The sequence below is a fragment of the Mesorhizobium sp. WSM1497 genome, from assembly GCF_001672455.2.
GTDB lineage: Bacteria > Pseudomonadota > Alphaproteobacteria > Rhizobiales > Rhizobiaceae > Mesorhizobium > Mesorhizobium ciceri.
The window spans coordinates 3856012-3878386 of the sequence record NZ_CP021070.1; the positions used below are offsets into that span (position 1 = coordinate 3856012).

Sequence of the window (22375 nt, forward strand, 5' to 3'; positions counted from 1 at the left end):
CTGCGGGCAGCAGTGCCCGTTTGACGCATACCATTTGGAGCAGTCGAAAATCCTGCCGCTGCCATGACAGCGCAGGCATTCCATATTCGATGAAGTCATACCCAATTCTTGCCCAACCCAAACGCACTCGCCCCATGCCGCAAGTAACAGGAATCATTGCGCTTTCAAGCACACTGCCCTGACTTAAATTGGGGGGATCGACGGATGGCCGGCATCGATGGCGAACTATCGTTGCGGCGTAATCACGTTGCTCGTGAAAATCTTGCTCGTCACAAGCCGGGTTGGGCATTGGTCGGCACCAGCAGGCTGCGCCGCCTTGTCCGGTTCCTTGTCGGCAGTGACAGCGACTACGTCGCCGGGCTGCGCGTTGGCGGCCTGTGTGGCCGTGGACGCGAAGAGGACCGTCTGAGTGATGAGAGCCGAAACCGCGGCAACCTGAACCAGCACGGCGGCAAGGGCGATCTTCTTGAGCATGCGAGAAAACGCTTTTTGGCGCTCCCGGTTCCCCCATTCAGGTTTTCGGCTTGCTGCGGGAACAAGGGACCGGCAGTGCGGTTAACTCGATTATGCCGAGCAAGATCAAAGAACCACCATCGAAGCCCGAACCGGAGAAGCTACCTGTCCGACGTCGGGACAAAGAAGCCCCGCCAGAGCTTGAACATGTCGACCCGCCACCACGAGATGTGCGAGAGGCACCGGCACCCAACCCGAACGGCGACAAGAGATGAAATCCTGAATGAGATCGCGGTGATGAGATCGCCGTGATCGAAGCGCGCTGCATAGCGGCGCTAGGTCAAATTGAGAATCAACCTGCTGACTGCGGTTTTCCAGACATGCCATAGATCAGCCCCTATGGGCGACCTGACCGTCTCAACGCTTTGAAGAAATTGGCTCCCCGGGCCGGATTCGAACCAGCGACCAACCGGTTAACAGCCGGTTGCTCTACCACTGAGCTACCGGGGAACGGAGGCTCTTATGTGAGTGGCGCAGCCTATAGCTGCCCTTTTCGGCTTTGCAAAGAAGCTTTTCACATTTTTCCGAGGCTTTTTCGCGCAGGCCTTTCTCGCAATCGTCGAAGGATGCCCTCATATTAGCCGTCTTGGCAGGGATATGGAACCGAAAGCGCGGCGGCGGCTTTGGTTTGAGCATGCTTGCGAACGACCAAACGGATCAATCTTTCGAGACGATGACAGCACAAGACAACCAGATGCCGGCGCGCAAAATCTCCGTTTTCGGGCGCGAGTTCAAAATGCCGCGCTCGCGCGGGCTCAGAATCACGATCGGCATCCTGCTGACCATCGGTGGCATCCTCGGTTTCCTGCCGATCCTCGGCTTCTGGATGGTTCCGCTCGGATTGCTGGTGCTGTCCTATGAATTCGCCATGGTTCGCCGTCACCGGCGTCGCTTTGTCGTCTGGTGGGAACGGCGTCGCCGGCCCGATTGACCGCCGATAGCGCAAGGTGGTGTTTCAGTGGGCGGCCTGGTCTTCCAGTGCCTCACGGATCTGCTTGAGAACAGCCGCGGCCGAGGCAAGCCTTGCCCTGTCATGCGGCGACAGGATGCGTTTCTTCTCCCGTCAGGCTATGCTTAACTGTCCGCTAATAAAGCGGTCCGATGATTTGCCGGACGCCGTCCGGAGTGACGCGAGGAAACCGTTCGGAATGCAAGGTGGCCGCTTGACGGCATTTTCGCCGCAACCTATTGGAACCGGGTGGAACGCCGGGAGCAATGAGGCCTCGTGGCGGAGTGGTTACGCAGAGGACTGCAAATCCTTGCACCCCGGTTCGATTCCGGGCGAGGCCTCCAATGCCCGGGCCCCCGTGCGGCAGCGCAGGGGCCTGAAGTTCCTGACACAATGGACCGCGGTTCTGGCGCGGCAAGCGGACTGGTTGGGACATGAGCGCTGATTTCTCCGAACTACGCGTCAAGATGGTCGACGGCCAGGTCCGCACCACAGATGTGACCAGCGCGCCGCTGCTCGATGCAATGCTTGTCGTCCCAAGAGAGATGTTTGTCGGCGCCGCCCAGCGCGATCTCGCCTATATCGACGAGGACATCCGCATTGCAGCCGGCGCGGACGGTTCGCGCTACCTGATGGAAGCGTCGCCGTTGGCCAAGCTTATCCAGCTGGCCGAGATCAACCCGACCGATTCGGTGCTCGATGTCGGTTGCGGAACGGGCTACGCCTCGGCCATCCTGTCGCGGCTGGCCGGGTCCGTAGTGGCGCTCGAAAACGATTCGGCGCTGGCGGAAACCGCCAGATCGACGCTTTCGTCGCTTGGCTGCGGCAATGTGACCGTCGTCCAGGGCGCGTTGCCGCAGGGGCATGCCGCCAAGGCGCCTTATGATGTTATCTTTATCGGTGGCAGTGTCGCGGAAGTGCCGGCCCCGTTGCTCGACCAGCTTGCCGAAGGCGGCCGACTCGTCGCCGTCGAAGGGCAGGGCAATTCCGGCGTGGCCCGTCTCTTTTTCAAGGCCGGGGGGGTTGTAACCGGAAGACGTGCATTTAATGCGGCAATTAAGCCACTACCGGGGTTTGAACGCATTCGTGCTTTCGAATTCTGAATGATTTGGCCTTGCAGCAGAGGCTTTGTCATGGTCGCTTGCATTTGAACGATCGCTGCTGATGCCGAACTGGGGGCACTTTGGGGGTGAGCAGCAGGGAACACGAACACGCGGCGCCGGCTGATCTATGAGAGAAGCAGGCGCGGCGCGGTTCCCATGGAAAACGAATGAGGGTTTAACCGTGCCGTCTTTACGCAAGTCACTTTTCACCGCCGTCCTCGTTTCGGCGACCATGCTGTCCCCACTGGCCGCTTCAGCCGAAACCATCTCCGGCGCGCTTGCAAAGGCCTACCAGTACAATTCTTCACTGAATTCGGCCCGTGCCGGCGTTCGCGTCACCGATGAGGGTGTCGCCATCGCCAAGTCGGGCTACCGCCCGGTTGTCACCGGCTCGGCGGATATCGATTATTCGAGCAGCCATCTCAACGGCACCAATTCAAGCGTGCGGCTGACCACCGGCAATTTTGGCGTTCAGATCGACCAGACGCTGTTCGACGGCTTTCAGACCAGGAACAATGTTGCTGCCGCCGAAGCGCAGGTCCGGGCCTCGGTCGAAAGCCTGCGCAACACTGAAGAGGGCATCCTGTTCAGCGCGGCGCAAGCGTATATGAACGTCATTCGCGACCGGCAGGTCGCTGTGCTGACCGAGCAGAACCTGCAGTTCCTGACCGAGACGGCGCGCGCGGCGCGTTCGCGTTTCGAAGTTGGTGAAGGCACACGCACCGATGTCGCCCAGGCCGACGCCTCACGCGCCGCCGCCGTGGCATCGCTGAGTGCTGCCCGGGCGCAGGCGCTGGCAAGTGCGGCGCTCTATCGCCAGATCGTCGGCGACGAGCCGGGCAAGCTCAAGGGCGCTTCGCCGGTGGCAAAGCTGTTGCCGTCGAGCCTCGCCGCCGCCGTCGGGGTGGCCTCGAACGAGCATCCGGCCATCCTTGCCACGCAGCATCTGGTCGACGCCGCCGCGTTTTCGGTGAAGTCGGCCGAAGGCGCGCTGTTGCCGCAGCTGTCGGCTTCCGCCGGCGTTTCGAGCGCCTATCGCAATACCTCGCCTTTGCCAGGCGTCGGTTCGCAGGATGGCACGACCAATTCGGCCAGTGTCGGGGCAACGCTGACCATCCCGATCTATTCAGGTGGCCGCACCTCGGCGATCGTGCGCCAGAACAAGGAATCACTCAGCCAGGCCCGCATCCAGGTCGACGTCAGCCGCGACCAGGTGCGCCAGGCCGTAACCGCCGCCTGGACCGAGTACACCGCCGCGCAGCAGCAGCTGACGGCCAACAGGCAAGTGATCGAAGCCGCGAAGCTGGCACTGAACGGTGTCATCGAAGAGCGCAATGTCGGCCAGCGCACCACGCTCGACGTCCTCAATGCGCAGGCGACGGTCATCACCGCCCAGATCAACCAGGCCGGTTACGAACACGATGTGGTGGTGGCGAGCTACGCCATCCTGCAGGCGACCGGCCGTCTGTCCGTCGACCGCCTTGGCTTGCAGGTAGCGAAATACAAGCCTGAAGAGCACTACAACGCGGTCAAGGACAAGTGGTACGGACTGCGCACGCCGGACGGCCGCTGAGGCGTTCGGCCTAAACTGGCCGTGTTCCCGGTTTGAGCAGGATCTTTCGCGCTGCGGCTCTCGGGTTCAGATGGCGCTAATCTGTTGAAATCCCACAAGTCCCCAGATTGGGGATTCTCGTGCGGCGATCCGTCGGTTACGCTGTGGCCATGATTCGATCCGGCTCTGCCGGAGCGGAAAACCCAACAGGGGTCACAAGGGCGGCGGATGTGACGATGGCAACGGCAAGCAGCGCACAGCGCGAACCTTCCATGGAAGAGATACTGGCTTCCATCAGGCGGATCATCGAGGACAGCGACGGCGGCCGCAAGCAGCCGGGCGACGCCGATGAGCTGAGCCAGGATCTGGAGCGCGCGTCGAGCGCCTATGCAGCCCCCGACGTGGAAGCATTTCGTGCCGACCTGCATGCCGCCCCCGAGGGCAGGAAGCCTGTCACGCTGGCGGAAGTCCAGTCACAGCTGCCGCCGGCCGAGCCGGTGGTGGCGCGCATGGAAACGCCGGTGCGCCCCGATCCCAGCCCGGCAAGGCCATCGATGACACTCGCCGAGGTCAGCGCCCGCGTTGCAGCGGAGCCAATCACGGCTGAAGCGCCAATATCGCGTCCTGTCGCCGACGCTTCCATCGCCGATTGGCGTCGCGAGATCGCCGCGGTTGGCGAGCAGGCGAGGGCGGCGGTGCCAGACCGGAGCGAAGCCCGCAAGACGGCTGCCCAGCCGTCGATGGAGGCTCCAGGGGATGAACCGACCGCGAAACCGGCTACCGAGCCGTCTCGCCCGGATGCAAGCGTGGTGCGGCCGGTGGCGGCCAGCGACGCGCCGCGTCCGGCGATCGTTTCCGAGCACACCGGCCGTCAGGTCGCGGCTGCCTTTGGCGAGCTTTCCGACGCGTTTGCCAGCCGCAGCAAGAAGACATTCGACGAGGTGGCCGAAGAGATGCTGCGGCCGATGCTGCAGGATTGGCTCGATAACAATCTGCCGACACTGGTCGAAAGGCTGGTGCGCGAGGAGATCGAGCGCGTGGCGCGCGGGGCGCAGTAGTTCCCCATGCCGATTGCCCAGAGGAAACGGCGCCTTCGTGGCGCCGTTTCTTTTGGTGAAGTCGTTGTCGGCAGGACGACGGATCGCTTTGCGTTGAAATGACTGAGGCCGCGCCTATCTGGTTGTGAGGGTCCGAGACAGCCCTTGCGGTTGACTTGGCCAAAACCTTCCGATTTACACCGGACCAGCAAAACTCCCGACAGCGCGGACCATTTTCCCATGCTTGAAAAGACCTACGACGCCAAAACCGTCGAGCCGAAGATCGCCAAAGTCTGGGAAGAGGCCGACGCGTTTCGCGCCGGTGCCGGGGCCGAGGAGGGGGCGGAGGCCTTCACCATCGTCATCCCGCCGCCGAACGTCACCGGCTCACTGCATATGGGACACGCGCTCAACAACACGCTGCAGGATATATTGGTGCGCTTCGAGCGCATGCGCGGCAAGAACGTCTTGTGGCAGCCGGGCATGGACCATGCCGGCATTGCCACGCAGATGGTGGTCGAGCGGCAGCTGATGGAAAAGCAGATCCATCGCCGCGACCTGACCCGCGAACAGTTCATCGAGAAAGTGTGGGAGTGGAAGGCCGAATCCGGCGGTGCCATCTTCAACCAGTTGAAGCGGCTCGGCGCCTCGGCCGACTGGTCACGCGAACGCTTCACCATGGACGAAGGCCTGTCCAAGGCGGTGCTCGAAGTGTTCGTCACGCTCTACAAGGAAGGGCTGATCTACAAGGACAAGCGTCTTGTGAACTGGGACCCCAAGCTGCTCACCGCGATCTCCGATCTCGAGGTCGAGCAGCAGGAGGTCAATGGCAATCTCTGGCACTTCCGCTACCCCGTCGAAGGCAAGGTCTTCGACCCGGAAAACCCGAAAACCTTCATCACGGTGGCGACGACGCGCCCGGAGACGATGCTGGGCGATACGGCCGTCGCGGTGCATCCCGACGACGAGCGCTTCCGGCATCTTGTCGGCAAGAACATCGTCCTGCCGATCGTCGGCCGCAGGATTCCCGTGGTGGCGGATGAGTATTCCGATCCGGAAAAAGGTTCGGGCGCGGTCAAGATCACGCCGGCGCACGACTTCAACGATTTCGAGGTCGGCAAGCGCCACAAGCTGCCGGCGATCAATATCCTGACCACGGAGGCGGCGGTAAGTCTCAGGGACAATGAGGATTTCCTTGCCGGTCTCGAGGTGACGCCGGAGCGCCAGGCGGTCTGGGACGAACTCGACGGCCTCGATCGCTTCGTCGCGCGTAAGAAGATCGTCGAGCTGATGGAAGAGGGCGGCTTCCTCGAAAAGGTCGAGCCGCATCGCCACGCGGTGCCGCATGGCGATCGCGGCGGCGTGCCGATCGAGCCATTCCTGACCGAGCAATGGTATGCCAATGCGGCGGAGCTGGCCAAACCGGCGATCGCTTCAGTGCGCGAAGGTCGCACGAACTTCGTGCCGAAGAACTGGGAAAAGACCTATTTCGACTGGATGGAGAACATCCAGCCCTGGTGCATCTCGCGCCAGCTCTGGTGGGGCCACCAGATTCCGGCCTGGTACGGGCCGGACGGGCGCGTCTTCGTCGAGAAGACCGAGGAAGAGGCGCTGAGCGCCGCGATCGAATTCTATCTGGCGCTGGAAGGACCGTGGAAGGCCTGGGTCGAGGACAAGCTGGAGAACTTCAAGCCGGGCGAGATCCTGACCCGTGACGAGGACGTGCTGGACACCTGGTTCTCGTCGGCGCTGTGGCCGTTCTCGACGCTGGGTTGGCCCGATGAGACTCCCGAGCTGAAGACCTGCTACCAGACCGACGTGCTGGTGACCGGCTTCGATATCATCTTCTTCTGGGTCGCCCGCATGATGATGATGGGCCTGCACTTCACGGACGAGGAGCCGTTCCACACCGTCTATGTCCATGCGCTGGTGCGCGACAAGAACGGCGCCAAGATGTCGAAGTCGAAAGGCAACGTCATCGACCCGCTCGACCTGATCGACGAATACGGCGCCGATGCGCTGCGCTTCACGCTGACGGTGATGGCGGCGCAGGGCCGCGACGTGAAGCTCGATCCGGCGCGCATCGCCGGCTATCGCAATTTCGGCACCAAGCTGTGGAACGCGACGCGTTTTGCCGAGATGAACGAGGTCGCGCGCAATGACGATTTCTGGCTCAACGACGCCAAGCTGGCGGTCAACCGCTGGATCCTCACCGAGCTGACGCGGGCGGCGCGCGAGATCACGGACGGCATCACCTCATACCGCTTCAACGAGGCGGCGGGCGCTGCCTACCGCTTTGTCTGGAACCTGTTCTGCGACTGGTACCTGGAACTGTTGAAGCCGGTGTTCATGGGCACCGACGAGGCGGCCAAGGCCGAAAGCCGAGCCTGCGTCGCCTTCGTGCTCGACGAGATCTACAAGCTGCTGCATCCGATGATGCCGTTCATGACCGAGGAACTGTGGGCGCAGACCGCTGGCGAAGGCAAGCAACGCCCCTCGCTGCTGTGCCATGCCGCGTGGCCGTCGCCGGACTTCGAAGACGCCGAGGCCGCCGCGGACATCAATTGGCTGGTCGACCTCGTCTCCGGCATCCGCTCCGTGCGTTCGGAGATGAACGTGCCGCCGGCAGCCATCGCACCGCTCGTCGTGGTCGGCGCCAACGATGTGACACGCGAGCGCCTCGTTCGCGAGGATTCGGCGATCAAGCGGCTGGCGCGGGTCGGCGACATCTCGCTTGCCGATGTCGCGCCCAAGGGTTCGGCGCAGATCGTGCTCAACGAGGCGACGATCTGCCTGCCGCTTGGCAGCCTGATCGACCTCGCCGCCGAGGCTGCACGGTTGCAGAAGGAACTGGCCAAGGTGACCGAGGAGATCGCACGCCTGCACAAGAAACTGTCGAACGAGAGGTTCGTGGCCAGCGCGCCGGCCGAGATCGTCGATGCCGAGCGTGAAAAGCTCGCCGAATACCGCGATGCACAGGACAAGCTGTCGGTCGCGTTGGCCAGGGTTCGCGACGCCGGTTGAGGATAGATTCGCGAGACTTTAGACCCCTCTAAAATGCTGGTTTTCCGCCTCGAAAATCAGCATTCCGTTGCGTTAATATTGACGTAAACGGAAGTTTTAGCCCCATTGTTGCCATAATGTAACAATGGGGCTCCTGGAGCCCAAAAAAGGCCTGTTTTCGAGCCTTTTTGGATGGTTCTCTCTGTTTTTTGAGAGCCGCTCAGCCTTCACAGACCATTTTTCGGCCTTGCCGCACCCGGTTGCATTTCCTCGAAAATGCGGCTGGCCAGTGTGTACATGTACGCCCGCGAATTCGTTGTTGCACCGTTAACCTGAATTGGTTCTAGCTTGGTGCACTCGAATTCGGGGGAGGACATTTCATGACTATTCTGCGACTGAAGGCGCTGCTGGGGGCGGGCTGCTTTTCCCTGGCTTTGATCGGGACGGCGATGAATCCGGCACATGCCGGCGGCCTGGAGCGTGCTGGCTACGATATCGACCTGTTGTTCGATCCGGCTCCGTTCGCGACCGAAGCGGAAGCGACCTATGTGATGCCGGATCGCAAGTACAAGAATGCGCGCGGTCCGGGCGGAGCCGATCTCGGTTTGGGCACCTCGGCCGACGGAGCCGAAGGCTATTGGGTTCCGCGCATTGGAGCTAAGGTCCAAGTTGTTCAAGGCGTCGACTGCATGGTCGACTATTCGCAGCCCTGGGGTGCACATACGGCGCCGGGAAATGCGTGGAACGGTGCGTTTTCGAATATCGAAACCGATATCAAGAGCGACAACTACGCGGCTACCTGCTCCTACAAGATGGACGCCGGCAAGGGCCAGCTTCGGTTCATAGGCGGCGTTTTCTACCAGAAGATCTATGGCTTCAAGGAGAACTACACAGATATCGGCTTCGGCACGATGGTCGGTCGTGTCGATCTGGAGGCAGATGGCTGGGGCTGGCGTGCGGGCGTCGCTTATGAAATTCCAGATATCGCGCTGCGCGCCAGCCTTGTCTACAATTCACAAGTGAAGCTCGACAATATCTCCGGTACTCTGAACATCGGCGGCATCGTATCTGTACCGATTTACGGTGCGGAGGAGTCAATGCCGGATTCACTCGAATTGAAACTGCAGTCGGGCATCGCACCCGGCTGGCTCGCTTTCGGTTCGATCAAGTGGGTCAATTGGAGCGTCCTGCAAAGCGTTCCGATCTGTGCCCAAGGTACACCTTCCTCATTCTGCGTAACGAATGGTCTGGGCCAACTAACTTCACTCGACTTGATGTATCGTGATGGCTGGACTGTCACGGGCGGTATCGGCCACAAGTTCAATGATCAGTGGAGTGCCGCCGGGCAGCTTTCCTGGGATCGTGGCACGTCGCATGGTTATGGTGCACAGACCGATACCTGGACGCTGGGTGGTGGCGTTGCCTATACGCCCACGCCGAATATCGAGGTTCGTCTGGCAGGTGCGGTCGGTGTGCTGACCAGCGGCCACTCAGGGGAGTTGGCTGGCGAGAACGGCTACATCGCGGGCACCGATGACAGCTATGACTTCGGCAACGATCTGGTCACGGCAATTTCCGGCGGTATCAAGATCAAGTTCTAACCTGTTGAGAATTTTACAAAAAGGCCGGGCAATACCCGGCCTTTTTCATTTGGGCGGCTCTTGCCCGTGCGCCATTCATATAGGCCGCGTGCACATAAGCCGCGCTGTTGCCGCCCTCCTGCGATTGTGGCGTTTTGGCAACACTTTCTGAACAACCCCTGCGCTGGAAGCCGGGCTGAGGAAATTGCCTATTTCCCGCCATAAACCCGGCGCACCTCGATCTTGTCTCGGGACACGCGCCAAAAGGCTCGGCGAGGGGGCAGGCCGCTCCGCCCCATTTGCAGGGAAGATGGGGCAAGGAAGAGTATGGACGCCAAAGTCATCTCCAAGGCTAAGCTCCCTAGCCGCTATGTGACCGTCGGTCCGGCGCGTGCGCCGCATCGTTCCTATCTCTATGCCATGGGTTTGTCGGCGGCCGAGATTGCGCAGCCGCTGGTCGGGGTCGCCTCCTGCTGGAACGAGGCGGCGCCCTGCAACATTTCGCTGATGCGCCAGGCGCAGGTGGTCAAGAAGGGCGTCGCGGCCGCCAGCGGCACGCCGCGCGAATTCTGCACCATCACCGTCACCGATGGCATCGCCATGGGTCACCAGGGCATGAAGTCGTCGTTGGTGTCGCGCGAGGTCATCGCCGATTCGGTCGAGCTCACCATGCGCGGTCATTGCTACGACGCGCTGGTTGGGCTCGCCGGCTGCGACAAGTCGCTGCCCGGCATGATGATGGCCATGGTGCGGCTCAACGTGCCGTCGATCTTCATCTATGGCGGTTCGATCCTGCCCGGCAGCTATCGCGGCCGCCAGATCACCGTGCAGGATGTTTTCGAGGCGGTCGGCCAGCACTCGGTCGGCACGATCAGCGATGACGAACTGCTTGAGATCGAGCAGGTCGCGTGTCCCTCGGCCGGTTCCTGCGGCGCCCAGTTCACCGCCAACACCATGGCGACCGTCGCCGAGGCGATCGGCCTGGCGCTGCCCTATTCCTGCGGCGCGCCGGCGCCCTATGAAATGCGCGACCGGTTCAATTTCGCCTCGGGCGAAAAGATCATGGAGCTGATCGCCAGAAATATCCGGCCGCGCGACATCGTCACGCTGAAGGCGCTGGAGAATGCGGCGACCGTGGTCTCGGCCACCGGCGGTTCGACCAACGCGGCACTGCATCTGCCGGCGATCGCGCACGAGGCCGGCATCAAGTTCGATCTGTTCGACGTGGCCAAGATCTTCGAGAAGACGCCTTACATCGCCGACCTCAAGCCGGGCGGCAAATATGTCGCCAAGGACATGTTCGAGGCCGGCGGCATTCCGCTGCTGATGAAGACCCTGCTCGACCACGGCTATCTGCATGGCGACTGCATGACGGTGACTGGCCGCACTTTGGCCGAAAACATGCAGCACGTTGTCTGGAATGAGCATCAGGATGTGGTCCGCCCGGCCAACAGACCCATTACCCAAACCGGCGGTGTCGTGGGCTTGAAGGGAAACCTGGCCCCCGAAGGCGCGATCGTGAAGGTCGCCGGCATGGCGGAGTTGAAATTCTCCGGGCCGGCACGCTGCTTCGATTCGGAAGAGGAATGTTTCGAGGCGGTGACGCATCGCAACTACAGGGAAGGCGAGGTTCTCGTCATTCGCTACGAAGGACCGCGCGGCGGCCCCGGCATGCGCGAAATGCTGTCGACGACGGCAGCACTTTACGGCCAGGGCATGGGCGGCAAGGTGGCTCTGATCACCGACGGGCGCTTCTCGGGCGCGACGCGCGGTTTCTGCATCGGCCATGTCGGCCCCGAAGCAGCCGTGGGTGGCCCGATCGGACTGCTCAGGGATGGTGACGTGATCTCGATCGACGCGGTGAACGGCACGATCGACGTGGCGTTGTCCGATAGCGAACTGGCGGCGAGGGCAAAGACATGGAAGGCGCGCGCGACCGATTATCAGTCGGGCGCGATATGGAAATATGCACAGACGGTGGGGCCGGCGCGCGATGGCGCGGTGACCCATCCGGGCGGTGCGAAAGAAACACACTGTTATGCGGACATCTGAGTTGTTGAGGTCATCTGTCTTTTCGGCACTGGTCGTGGCCGCCACGTTTGGCGCGACCTTTGGCGCCGTCGGCCAGGCCATGGCCTTCGACGACAAGGTGTTCGACGACAAGACCGGGGTGAAGCCGCAATCGAGCCCCTGGGCGGTCTTCCAGTTCGGCTTCTCCGCCTACAAGAACGGCCACAAGGAGCAGGCTGCCGAGGCCTACAAATACGCCGCCGAAAACGGCCAGATCGGCGCCACCTGGAAGCTTGCTCGCATGTATGCCGAGGGCGACGGCGTGGCGCGCGACGACTATGAGGCGTTCAAGTTCTTCTCCGAGATCGTCGACCAGGATGTCGAGCCCGGCTCGCCTGAGGAAAGCTATGTCTCCGATGCGCTGGTGGCGCTTGGCGACTATTTGCGCACGGGCATTCCCGGCAGCCCGGTCACCGAGAACGAGGTGGCGGCCCAGGAATACTACATGCGCGCGGCTGCCAACTACCGCAACCCGAACGCACAGTTCGAGATGGGGCAGATGTTCCTGAAGGGCGAGGGCGGGGTGAAGGCCAGCGTCAAGCAGGCCGGGCGCTGGTTCCAACTCGCCGCCGAGAAAGGCCATGCCGGCGCCCAGGCGACGCTGGGCCATCTGTTGTTCCAGAGCGGCAAGATCGTTCGCGGCCTGGCGATGATGACGGCAGCGCTCGAACGCGCTTCGCCCGCTGACCAGCCCTGGATCCGCGGCATGCAGGAAGAGGCATTTGCCACCGCCGGCGAGGCCGACCGCCGCACCGCGATCTCGCTGGCCGATGATATCCTCACCAAGGGCAACAACGCGGACCAGTAGTTTTGCTGGCGGCTGAACTGCCGATCTCCCCCACAAGGCGCGAGATTGGCTCAGTTCGCGATCGGCTCCGTCGGCACCATGCTGGGCGCCGGCGTCGAGATCGGCGTGACATGGGGGTGTGGCGCCAGCGTGTTTTCCGGGCAGCTATCCCCGATCTTCGTCCACGAGGTGTTGTTGAGCACCATATCGCAGCGGGCCAGATGGCTCTGCTCGGCCACCGTCAGGCAGGCGACCTGACCGATCTGGTAGGATTTTCCATTGGCCAGGCATTCCTGGTCGGCAAATGCCGTACCAGGAACGGCCATGGCAAATGCCAGGCCAATGGGACAAAGATGAAATCGTGCGCTCATGGAACCCCAGCCGCCATGCTGGTCTGCAATGAACGGCGCGAAATGTGGCGATATGAGGGTTCAGCGCAGACGGGCCCGGCGAGGGTTCTCTCAAGCCGGCTGAAGCGCGAGATCGATCGCCACCGGGACATGGTCGGATGGTTTTTCCCAAGCGCGCACATGCTTTTCGATAGAGGCCGATGAGAAACGGTTGGCGGCTTCCGGCGACAAAAGCAGGTGGTCGATACGGATGCCGTTGTTCTTCTGCCAGGCGCCGGCCTGATAGTCCCAGAACGTATAGGTGTCGCGCGCGTCGGTGACCGCGCGCACCGCCTCGGTGAAACCAAGATTGAGCAGCCGGCGGAAGGCTTGTCGCGTCTGCGGCTGGAACAGGGCGTCGCCCAGCCAGTTCTCCGGAAACCGCGCGTCGATCGGCTCGGGAATGACGTTGTAGTCGCCGGCGAGCACCAGAGCCTCCTCAAGTCTCAGCCGTTCTTCGGCCCAGCGCTCAAGCCGCGCCATCCAGGACAGCTTGTAAGGAAACTTCTTCTCGTCATCGATCGGATTGCCGTTCGGCAGATAGAGCGAGGCGACACGCAAGGCGCCCTTGTCGGTTGAGAAAACGCCTTCGATGAAACGCGCCTGTTCATCGGCATCGTCGCCGGGCAGGCCCCTGATCACCTCGTCGAAGCGCAACTTCGACAACAGCGCGACGCCGTTGAAACCCTTTTGGCCATGGGTTTCGACATTGTAGCCAAGCGCCTCGATCTCGGCGCGCGGGAACTGCTCGTCGACCGTCTTGATCTCCTGCAGGCAGACGATGTCGGGTGCGCTCTCGGTCAGCCAATGGGTCAGGTTGCCGATGCGGGCGCGGACACCGTTGATGTTCCAGGTGACGATTTTCATGGCGGTCTCGATGCTGTTCAGTTGGGCTCTTGCGGCGGATGGCGTTCGACGAGGCCGATCGTATTGCCAGCCGGGTCCTTTAGGAAGGCCATCCATTCGCTTTCCCCCGCTGGACCGAACTGGCCGTCCGTGTCGCGATGGACAAGCGTTGGCGGCGCGGTGAAAGGCACGCCGGCGGCAGCAGCCGAGGCATGGAACTGATCAAGGCCCGATATGTCGAGATAGACGGTTCCGGCCGGTACGCCGTCGGTGAACAGCAGCCTGATTTCTCCGGCCATGATGAAGGCGATGCCCGGCGGATCGAAGCGTGCATGGACAGCCATGCCCAGCACGTCGCGCCAGAAAGCCAGCGTCACGTCGAGGTCACGGCCAGCCGACAGCGCGATCTGACGGACCGCACCGATGGCAGGCATTCTATATGGAGAAACTCGTGCCGCAGCCGCAGGAGGCGACGGCGTTCGGATTGCGGATCTGGAACGACTGGCCCATCAGATCGTCAACGAAATCGATCACAGAGCCGCCCATATAGACCAGCGACAAATCGTCGATCAGCACGGTGGCGCCGTCCTTCTCGATGGCTACGTCGTCGTCGTTGCGCGTATCGACCAGATCGAACTTGTAGGAAAAGCCCGAGCAGCCGCCGCCTTCGACCGAAACGCGCAGCGCCGTCTTGCCGGCTTCGTTCGAGACAATCCTGGCGATCCGCTTGGCGGCGGCCTCGGTCATATCGACTTTCATGGCAGTCTTGGCATCAGCGCCCATGGGCGTCACCTTGCTTTCGGTTTCACATGATAGGTATGAAGCGCGAGGGGCCAAGTCAACCTGGCTAAGTCAAACGCGGCAGCATCAGCCATGACCAGTGAGTTGGGCGACATCGGATTCGGCTATCGGCCACGCGCCGCCTATGCCTGCGATCCGGCAAACTCGCGCGGGCGGCTGTTCGACGAGGTGGAGAGCCCGACCCGCACGCCATTCCAGCGGGACCGTGACCGCATCATCCATTCGACGGCCTTCCGGCGGCTGAAGCACAAGACGCAGGTCTTCATCGCCCATGAAGGCGACCACTATCGCACCCGGCTGACCCATTCGATCGAAGTGGCGCAGATAGCGCGCGCCCTGGCACGGGCGCTGCGCGGCGACGAGGATCTGGCCGAGGCGGTGGCGCTGGTGCATGATTTCGGCCACACGCCCTTCGGCCACACCGGCGAGGACGCGCTCAACGAGAAGATGGCCGCCTGGGGCGGCTTCGACCACAACGCCCAATCGCTGCGCATCGTGACAAGGCTGGAGGCGCGCTACGCCGAATTCGACGGGCTCAACCTGACCTGGGAAACGCTGGAAGGCCTGGTCAAGCACAATGGGCCGCTGACGGATGCCAACGGCAAGGGTCTGAAAGGGCCGGTGCCACAGGCGATCCGTGATTATTCGCAACTGCACGATCTCGAACTCGACCGGTTCGCCGGCATCGAGGCGCAATGCGCGGCGATCGCCGACGATATCGCCTACAACACGCATGACATCGACGACGGGTTGAGGGCAGGGCTCTTGACGCTGGACATGCTGGAGACGGTTTCGCTGCCGGGAACGATCCTGAAAGGCGTGCGCGAACGCTATCCCTCCCTCGATGCCGTGCGCACCGGCCACGAACTGATGCGGCGGCAGATAACGGCCATGGTCGAGGACGTGATCAGGTCGACGACCGCCAATCTCGATCGCATCAGGCCGCGGAGCGCCGATGCAGTGAGGGCAGCTGGCGAGACGATGGTGGTTTTCTCGGCCGAAATGGCTGCCCTGGAGAAGGAACTGAAGGCCTTTCTGTACAAGCACCTCTACCGGCACGCGGAGGTTATGAGGGTGCGCGCGGATGCCGAGCGGATCGTCAAGGATCTGTTCGACGCCTATTTCGCCGATCCGCGCGCCATGCCGGATGGCTGGCGCGAGGGGCTGGATCGGGCCGATGATCGCATCAAGGCGCGCAGCGTCGCCGACTTCCTGGCGGGTATGACCGACACCTACGCGCTCAAGGAACACCGGCGTTTGTTTGACCATACGCCTGAATTGGGCTAGGGCGGGCTCGATTTTGCCGGCCAACGAGCCGGATTCGCTGCAAAGCCGCCAGAGCCAGACCCCAGAGTCACACAAATGAACATCTTCGCCGATTTCACCGCGCGAATCATAAAAGCCGTCGAAGCGCTTGATCTGAAAGACAAAGACGGCATTTCGCCTGACCTGTCGCGCATTGCCGTTGAGCCGCCGCGCGACGCCAGCCATGGCGACCTGGCGACCAATGCGGCAATGGTGCTGGCCAAGCCGACCGGCCAGAACCCGCGCGCGCTGGCCGAAAGACTGGCGCAGGCGCTGCGCGACGACAAGGATGTCGCGGCAACAGAGGTGGCCGGCCCCGGTTTCGTCAATCTCAGGCTGAAGGACGGCTTCTGGCAGACACATCTGACCGCACTGCTCGGCGAGGGCCGCAACTATGGCCGCTCGATGGTTGGCGGCGGCAGGAAGACCAATGTCGAATATGTCTCGGCCAATCCGACCGGACCGATGCATGTCGGCCATTGCCGGGGTGCTGTCGTCGGCGATGCACTTGCCAATCTGATGGCCTTCGCCGGTTACGACGTGACCAAGGAATACGTCATCAACGACGCCGGCTCGCAGATCGACGTGCTCGGCCGTTCCGCATTCCTGCGTTACCGCGAAGCGCTGGGTGACGACATCGGCGAGATTCCGGCCGGGCTTTATCCAGGCGACTACCTGGTGCCTGTCGGCCAGGCGCTGGTCGCGGAATTCGGCCGCTCGCTTCTGCAGATGCCCGATGACGAGGCGCTCGCCATCGTCAAGGACCGCACCATCGATGCGATGATGGCGATGATCCGCGAGGACCTGGCGATGCTCAACGTGCATCACGACGTGTTCTTCTCCGAGCGCACGCTGCACGCCGACAATGCCAGGAAGATCCGCTCCGCGATCAACGATCTGACGCTGAAGGGCCATATCTACAAGGGCAAGCTGCCGCCGCCCAAGGGCGAGAAACCCGACGATTGGGAGGACCGCGAGCAGACGCTGTTCCGCTCGACCGCGGTCGGCGACGACATGGACCGGGCGCTGGTCAAGTCGGACGGCTCATTCACCTATTTCGCCGCCGACGTTGCCTATCTCAAGGACAAGGTCGATCGCGGCTTCGTCGACCTGATCTATGTGCTCGGCGCCGACCATGGCGGCTACGTCAAGCGGCTGGAAGCCCTGGCGCGGGCGATTGCCGGCGAAGAGGTCAAGCTCACCGTGCTGCTTTGCAATCTGGTCAAGCTGTTTCGCGAGGGCGAACCGGTGCGTATGTCGAAGCGGTCGGGCGATTTCGTGACGCTGCGCGAAGTGGTGGAGGAGGTGGGCCGCGACGCGATCCGCTTCATGATGCTCTATCGCAAGAACGATGCGCCGCTGGATTTCGATTTCGCCAAGGTGACCGAGCAGTCCAAGGACAATCCGGTGTTCTATGTCCAGTACGCCTCGGCGCGCTGTCATTCGGTGTTCCGGCAGGCGAGCGAGCAACTGGGCGAAGCCAATTTCGACCGCAACAGCCTGGCGTCCGCCGCGGCATTGCTGACCGACGAGGGCGAGATCGGCCTGATCCGCAAGCTTGCCGAATACCCGCGGCTGATCGAGTCCGCCGCCCTTGCGCTCGAGCCGCATCGGCTGGCATTTTACCTCTATGATCTGGCTTCCAGCTTCCACGGGCACTGGAACCGTGGCACGGATAATCCGGACTTACGTTTTGTTAAGGTTAACGACCGACAATTGACGCATGCCAGACTAGGGCTGGTGCAGGCTGTTTCGGACGTTTTGACGTCCGGCCTGACGTTGATCGGGGCCGCCGCGCCCACTGAAATGCGTTAGGTTTGACTAAATAACCTGTCACCTTTTGCCCACATTGCGCTGGTAAGGGCCAACCCTACGCGACGTCCATGGCGTCCGAATGAGTGCGAGTTCGGGAACAATAATGGCAGACAGAACCCAGCTGAGAGTAGCCGACAACAACGACATCGCTGAGGATGATCCGTTCGCGGAACTGACCAGGATCATGGGATTCGACCCGCGCCAGCCGGTCAGGCCGCAATCGCCCGCCCAGCCGCTGGCCCCAGCCGCCGATCACGGGCTCGAAGAGGGCGATTTCGATATCGATCTCGAGAAAGAAATGATGGGCGAGTTCGGCGCTGACGACAGCGACGCCGCTCCGGTTGTTCAGGCTCATGAGCCGACTTTCGTGCATGAGCCGGCATTCGAAGCGGCTGACGCCAGCGCGATGGACGACGAGCTTTCGGTGTCGCTCGACGACGATTTCGAACTGGACATGGCTGAGATCGACGACCACGTCGCCGGCGCCAGCCATGCGGTCGCCGCTGAAGCCGTGCCGTCCGTCGAGCCCGCTTTCGCGTCCGACATTGGCGATGCCGTCGCCGGTTCGCTCGAGGACGTGTCCCCCTTCGAGGACGATCAGTCGATGGCGGACGAGCTTGCCGCCTCGCTCGACCAGGACCTTCGGATCGATGAGGAAGCCGAAGAGGCCCTGTACAGCGTTGCCGATACGCCCGCTTCTGTCGAGCCGGTTGCCTCCGATGACGAATTCGACGATGCGGTGGCAATGTCGCTTGAAGACGAGCTGATGCTCGACGACCATTCGGCGGCGGAACAGTCATTCATGGCCGCCGATCCCGTCGAGCATGCCATGCCGGAGCAGGCGGCGGCGCTTGACGGCCAGGCAATCTCCGACGAGAGCTTTGCTGGCCTCGACGATGCCATGGCCGATGTCGACATGGATTTCGACGTTCGCGCGGATGAGCCGATCGCCTTCGACGAGCCGGAAGCGCATGAAGTGCTTGCCGATGCTGCGGACTCAACAAGCGAGATTTCCAACCCTGAAGGCCTGTCGGACGATGCCTTCGACCTGAACTTTGAAGATTCGTTCGCCGAAACGGTAGAAGAGCCGGTCGCCGAAGTTGCTGCCGCTACGATCCAGCCGGCGGCGCCAGAAGCCAATGTCGCGCCGGCGGTGCACGCCCCGATTGCGGACGAACGGAGCCTGGAAGACGAGTTGAATGCGCTGCTGGGCGCCATGACTTCCCGCACGGCGCCGGTGGCCAGCGAGCCTGTCACGGCTCAGCCGGCTGTCGCTGCCCCGCCGCCTGTTGCCCAGCCTGCCGAGGAACCGGCCGACCTTGTCGGCGACCTCGACTGGGATCTTGACGAAACCACGCCTGAGCAGAATCGACATGTTGGCACGGCCCAAGCGGCCGACGCGGATATTGACGATCTTATGCTTGATGAACTCCAGGATCCGGACTCGGACACCATTGGCGATGTCGATTTCGACGATGATGCGTTGGACGCGGCTTTGGCCCAGGGCCTTGATCCGCGTGATGAAGCCGCTCCCCGGGACAATTCGGCGGATTCTTTCGATTGGCTTGCGGAGCGTTCCCAACCGACAGAGCCGACGCGTTCGTGGAGCCGCGTGACGCCGGTTCCGCAGCAGCCGTCATTCAGCACGCAGCCTACGTTTAGCGCTCAGCCGGCCGCTTCGGTGGCATCATCCATGGCCGCAGCGCCGGCAGTCGCCGCCATGACGTCCTATGGTTCGTCCGAGCCGGTCGAAACCTTGGCTCCCGCTGCCCCAGTATCGGCGCCGCAATCGCGCCAGCCGGCGCGTTACGAAGACATGCCCGATGTCGAGACGGTCGATGTGCCCGAGCGTGTCGTGGCGCTGGCGGACGATCTCGATATCCCCGAACTGCACTTCGAGGAAGACCAGCCGGCGTCGCCTGGCTATGACGATCTCGATGCCGAGTTCTCCAGCCTTCTCTCCGAGATGAACGCGGTGGAGGTGACTGCCGCCCCAGCAAGCAACGCGGCCGGCGCGTCTTACGATGATGGCTCCTATGCCGCGGGCTTCAAGCCGGGCTATGACAGCCTCAAGCCGGGCTATGACGGGATCAAGCCGGGCTATGACGGGGTCAAGCCGGGCTATGAGCCGGAAGCGCGAACCTATGCGGCGCGGCCGATGGAAATGTCTGCCCGCGCGGCGCCGCCCACGGGTTATGCCGACGCCTCGGGCTACGACCTCGACAACCTGCCGGGGAGCCAGCCGGCTTCCCAAGCCGATGATTTCACCGTCGATGAACTCGACTACGATCCCGAACTCGACGAGGAGATGGCTGTTCCGGGTCTCGGCGAGCGTGAGGCCGCAAGGCCGTCGCGCGGACGCGGCCTGTTCATCGCCGCGATTGTCGGCGCGGTCGCGGTCGCGGGCGGTCTCGGTGCCTTTGCGCTGTCCTTTGGCGGCAAGGGCGGCAGCGAAGCGCCCGTCATCGTCAAGGCCGACAACGCGCCGATCAAGGTCAAGCCGGAGAATCCGGGCGGTGCCGTGGTGCCGAACCAGGACAACAAGGTCTACGACGCGGTCAGGGGCGCCAAGCCCGCCGAGCCGGTCCAGGAAAAGCTGGTCACCAACACCGAAGAGCCGGTGGACGTGCAGGCGAAGGACCCGGCCCGCGCCATCGATCTTTCGCCGGACCAGAATGCAGCCGGCGCTGGAACCGATGTCGGCAACGCCGCGCCGATGGCCGGCGCTGCTTTGGCCGACAATACGGCGCCAGCTCCCAAGTCCGAGGACCGCATCGCGCAGGTGCTGCAGGATGCAGACAAGGGCACAAATGCCGATGTCGTCGCCATTGCACCGCGCAAGGTGAGGACCATGGTGGTCAAGTCGGACGGTTCGCTGGTGCCGCGTGAAGATCCGGCGGCACCCGCCGCTCCGCAAGTGGCCGCTACCGAGCCGGTCGATCCGGCGCCGCAGCATGTCGCCCCGGCGGCGCAAGCCGATGCCGACCAGACCGGTACCGTGGCGCCTGCCGCCGCCCAGGCGGACGACGAGCCGGCCCTCAAGCCGGTGGCCAAGCCGAAGGCCGAGGCCAAGGCCCAATCGGCCAACACGCCGGCAAAAGTTCCGCTCGCGCCGCAGCGTCCGTCCGACCAGCCGGTCGATGTCGTCGGCGAGGTCAAGCCCGATCAGGTTGCGTCCATCGATCCGGCATCGACCGCGGCCGGCGGTGGCTCGTGGTCGATGCAGATCGCCTCGCAGCCGACCGTCGAAAGCGCCCAGTCCAGCTATCAGGATCTGCAGCGCCGCTATGGCAGCGTGCTTGCCGGGCGTACCGCCAACATCGTCAAGGCCGAAATCGCCGGCAAAGGCACGTTCTACCGCGTGCGCGTTCCGGCCCAGTCACGCAATGACGCGATCAATTTGTGCACCAGCTACAAGGCAGCCGGCGGCAACTGCTTCGTCTCGCGCTAAAGCCGGAGCCAACCGATTGAAAGCCGGCGCGGTCACCGCGCCGGCTTTTTTCATGGGGAAAGCAGATCCGGCGTTGCCGTGGATGAATCCCTGGCGATTCCCTTTGATCGCACAAAGCCCTAAACTGCCGACATGACCGAATCAAAATCCATGATCCTCGGCTGCGCCGGGAAATCGCTCACCCGCGAAGAAATCAATTTCTATCGCAATGAATGCCCGTGGGCCTTCATCCTGTTTGCACGCAATATCGGCGAGACCGAACAGATCCGCGATCTGGTCGCCGAGATGCGAGACTGCATAGGGCGTCCGGACGCGCTGGTGTTCATCGATCAGGAAGGCGGCCGTGTGCAGCGCTTGCGGCCGCCGCTGGCGCCGAATTATCCCGCCGGCGGCGCGCTGGGCGCGCTGTGGCGCGACGATCATGATGCCGGCGCCCGCGCGGCCTGGCTGATGGCGCGGCTGCATGCTTTCGACCTGTTACGCTACGGCATCACAGCCGATTGCCTGCCGGTGCTCGACGTGCCGATCGAAGGCGCCAGCGATGTCATCGGCGCGCGTGCCTACGGCAAGGACCCGCGACCCGTGATCGAGCTCGGCCGCGCAGCCGCGGAAGGGCTGATATCGGGCGGCGTGCTGCCGGTCATGAAGCATATTCCGGGCCATGGACGTGCCTTTGCCGACACGCATTTTGAACTGCCAGTGGTCAATGCCTCGCTCAGTGATCTGCAGCGGCATGATTTCGCCCCGTTCAAGGAGCTTAGCCATCTGCCGATGGCGATGACTGCGCATGTCGTCTACAGCGCGATCGACCCGAACAATCCGGCGACCACCTCCGGCAAGGTCATCGACGAGATCATCCGGCGCGAAATCGGCTTCGACGGACTGCTGATGAGCGACGATACATCGATGAAGGCACTTTCTGGGGATTTCCCGACAAAGGCGGCCTCGATCCTTGCGGCGGGCTGCGATCTGGTCCTTCACTGCAACGGCGTTTTCGAGGAGATGGCCGGCATCGCATCGCGCACCACGGGGCTTGAGGGCACGTCGCTGGAGCGCGCCAAGCGGGCGCTGACCTATATAAAGGACCGTGACACGGTCGAAGAAACCGAAATACGCGCCGAATTCGCCACCTACTTCGATGCGGTGGCATAGCAAGGGAAAGTGACAGGCAGTG

At 62.7% G+C, this 22375-nt stretch carries 17 protein-coding genes and 2 tRNA genes; 13 read left to right on the forward strand and 6 right to left on the reverse strand.

Annotated features, from left to right (window positions below; translation table 11 throughout):
• Window positions 1-225 precede the first annotated feature (225 nt).
• Together A9K65_RS18730 and A9K65_RS18735 are read right to left on the reverse strand one after the other, a co-directional pair.
• Entirely contained in the window at window positions 226-474 is a 249-nt protein-coding gene (locus A9K65_RS18730; protein ID WP_064993667.1) for a hypothetical protein, read from the reverse strand.
• A gap of 414 nt (window positions 475-888) precedes the next feature.
• Window positions 889-963, reverse strand: a tRNA-Asn gene (locus tag A9K65_RS18735).
• A 223-nt stretch (window positions 964-1186) separates the two neighbouring features.
• On the opposite strand from A9K65_RS18735, the gene A9K65_RS18740 reads away from it, so the two are divergent.
• The 9 genes from A9K65_RS18740 to A9K65_RS18780 all read left to right on the forward strand — a co-directional run bounded on the left by A9K65_RS18740 (window position 1187) and on the right by A9K65_RS18780 (window position 12615).
• Window positions 1187-1444 (forward strand): hypothetical protein, encoded by a 258-nt coding sequence (locus A9K65_RS18740; protein WP_024503836.1) that lies wholly within the window; start codon window positions 1187-1189, stop codon window positions 1442-1444.
• Window positions 1445-1732: 288 nt separating this feature from the next.
• Window positions 1733-1806, forward strand: a tRNA-Cys gene (locus tag A9K65_RS18745).
• Between the two features lie 90 nt (window positions 1807-1896).
• Window positions 1897-2565: a protein-L-isoaspartate O-methyltransferase gene (locus A9K65_RS18750; protein ID WP_024503837.1), complete on the forward strand. Its 669-nt coding sequence runs from the start codon at window positions 1897-1899 to the stop codon at window positions 2563-2565.
• Window positions 2566-2746: 181 nt separating this feature from the next.
• The gene (locus A9K65_RS18755; RefSeq protein WP_013531279.1) at window positions 2747-4138 is read left to right on the forward strand and encodes a TolC family outer membrane protein; all 1392 of its coding nucleotides are present in this window, start codon (window positions 2747-2749) and stop codon (window positions 4136-4138) included.
• Between the two features lie 215 nt (window positions 4139-4353).
• Window positions 4354-5175 carry a PopZ family protein gene (locus tag A9K65_RS18760; RefSeq protein WP_064993666.1) on the forward strand — a complete coding sequence of 274 codons (822 nt, stop codon included), beginning with the start codon at window positions 4354-4356 and terminating at the stop codon, window positions 5173-5175.
• 219 nt (window positions 5176-5394) lie between these two features.
• Window positions 5395-8178 carry a valine--tRNA ligase gene (locus A9K65_RS18765; protein WP_064993665.1) on the forward strand — a complete coding sequence of 928 codons (2784 nt, stop codon included), beginning with the start codon at window positions 5395-5397 and terminating at the stop codon, window positions 8176-8178.
• Between the two features lie 359 nt (window positions 8179-8537).
• Window positions 8538-9758, forward strand: coding sequence for an OmpP1/FadL family transporter (locus tag A9K65_RS18770; protein WP_063172327.1), 1221 nt, complete (start codon window positions 8538-8540; stop codon window positions 9756-9758).
• Window positions 9759-10064: 306 nt separating this feature from the next.
• On the forward strand, window positions 10065-11789 hold the full coding sequence (gene ilvD, locus A9K65_RS18775) for a dihydroxy-acid dehydratase (RefSeq protein WP_024503842.1): 1725 nt from the start codon (window positions 10065-10067) through the stop codon (window positions 11787-11789).
• Entirely contained in the window at window positions 11776-12615 is an 840-nt protein-coding gene (locus A9K65_RS18780; RefSeq protein ID WP_013531284.1) for a tetratricopeptide repeat protein, read from the forward strand. Before ilvD ends, A9K65_RS18780 begins: the two co-directional genes overlap by 14 nt.
• A 50-nt stretch (window positions 12616-12665) precedes the next feature.
• Here A9K65_RS18780 and A9K65_RS18785 read toward each other — a convergent pair whose 3' ends face one another.
• From A9K65_RS18785 to erpA, 4 genes are all read right to left on the reverse strand, one after another.
• Window positions 12666-12920 carry a hypothetical protein gene (locus tag A9K65_RS18785; protein WP_244506831.1) on the reverse strand — a complete coding sequence of 85 codons (255 nt, stop codon included), beginning with the start codon at window positions 12918-12920 and terminating at the stop codon, window positions 12666-12668.
• 135 nt (window positions 12921-13055) lie between these two features.
• Window positions 13056-13850 (reverse strand): exodeoxyribonuclease III, encoded by a 795-nt coding sequence (xth, locus tag A9K65_RS18790; RefSeq protein WP_013531286.1) that lies wholly within the window; start codon window positions 13848-13850, stop codon window positions 13056-13058.
• A gap of 17 nt (window positions 13851-13867) precedes the next feature.
• Complete coding sequence (locus A9K65_RS18795) at window positions 13868-14263, reverse strand: VOC family protein (RefSeq protein ID WP_013531287.1); 396 nt, start codon at window positions 14261-14263, stop codon at window positions 13868-13870.
• 1 nt (window position 14264) lies between these two features.
• Window positions 14265-14612, reverse strand: a complete 348-nt coding sequence (gene erpA, locus A9K65_RS18800; protein WP_013531288.1) for an iron-sulfur cluster insertion protein ErpA — start codon at window positions 14610-14612, stop codon at window positions 14265-14267.
• Between the two features lie 90 nt (window positions 14613-14702).
• Between erpA and A9K65_RS18805 the strand changes: the two genes are divergently transcribed.
• The 4 genes from A9K65_RS18805 to nagZ all read left to right on the forward strand — a co-directional run bounded on the left by A9K65_RS18805 (window position 14703) and on the right by nagZ (window position 22353).
• Window positions 14703-15917 carry a deoxyguanosinetriphosphate triphosphohydrolase gene (locus tag A9K65_RS18805; RefSeq protein ID WP_064993664.1) on the forward strand — a complete coding sequence of 405 codons (1215 nt, stop codon included), beginning with the start codon at window positions 14703-14705 and terminating at the stop codon, window positions 15915-15917.
• A gap of 75 nt (window positions 15918-15992) precedes the next feature.
• Window positions 15993-17750, forward strand: a complete 1758-nt coding sequence (gene argS / locus A9K65_RS18810) for an arginine--tRNA ligase (RefSeq protein WP_064993663.1) — start codon at window positions 15993-15995, stop codon at window positions 17748-17750.
• Between the two features lie 103 nt (window positions 17751-17853).
• Entirely contained in the window at window positions 17854-21201 is a 3348-nt protein-coding gene (locus A9K65_RS18815) for an SPOR domain-containing protein (RefSeq protein WP_064993662.1), read from the forward strand.
• Between the two features lie 132 nt (window positions 21202-21333).
• Window positions 21334-22353, forward strand: coding sequence for a beta-N-acetylhexosaminidase (gene nagZ, locus A9K65_RS18820; RefSeq protein ID WP_013531292.1), 1020 nt, complete (start codon window positions 21334-21336; stop codon window positions 22351-22353).
• The last annotated feature ends 22 nt before the right edge of the window (window positions 22354-22375 follow it).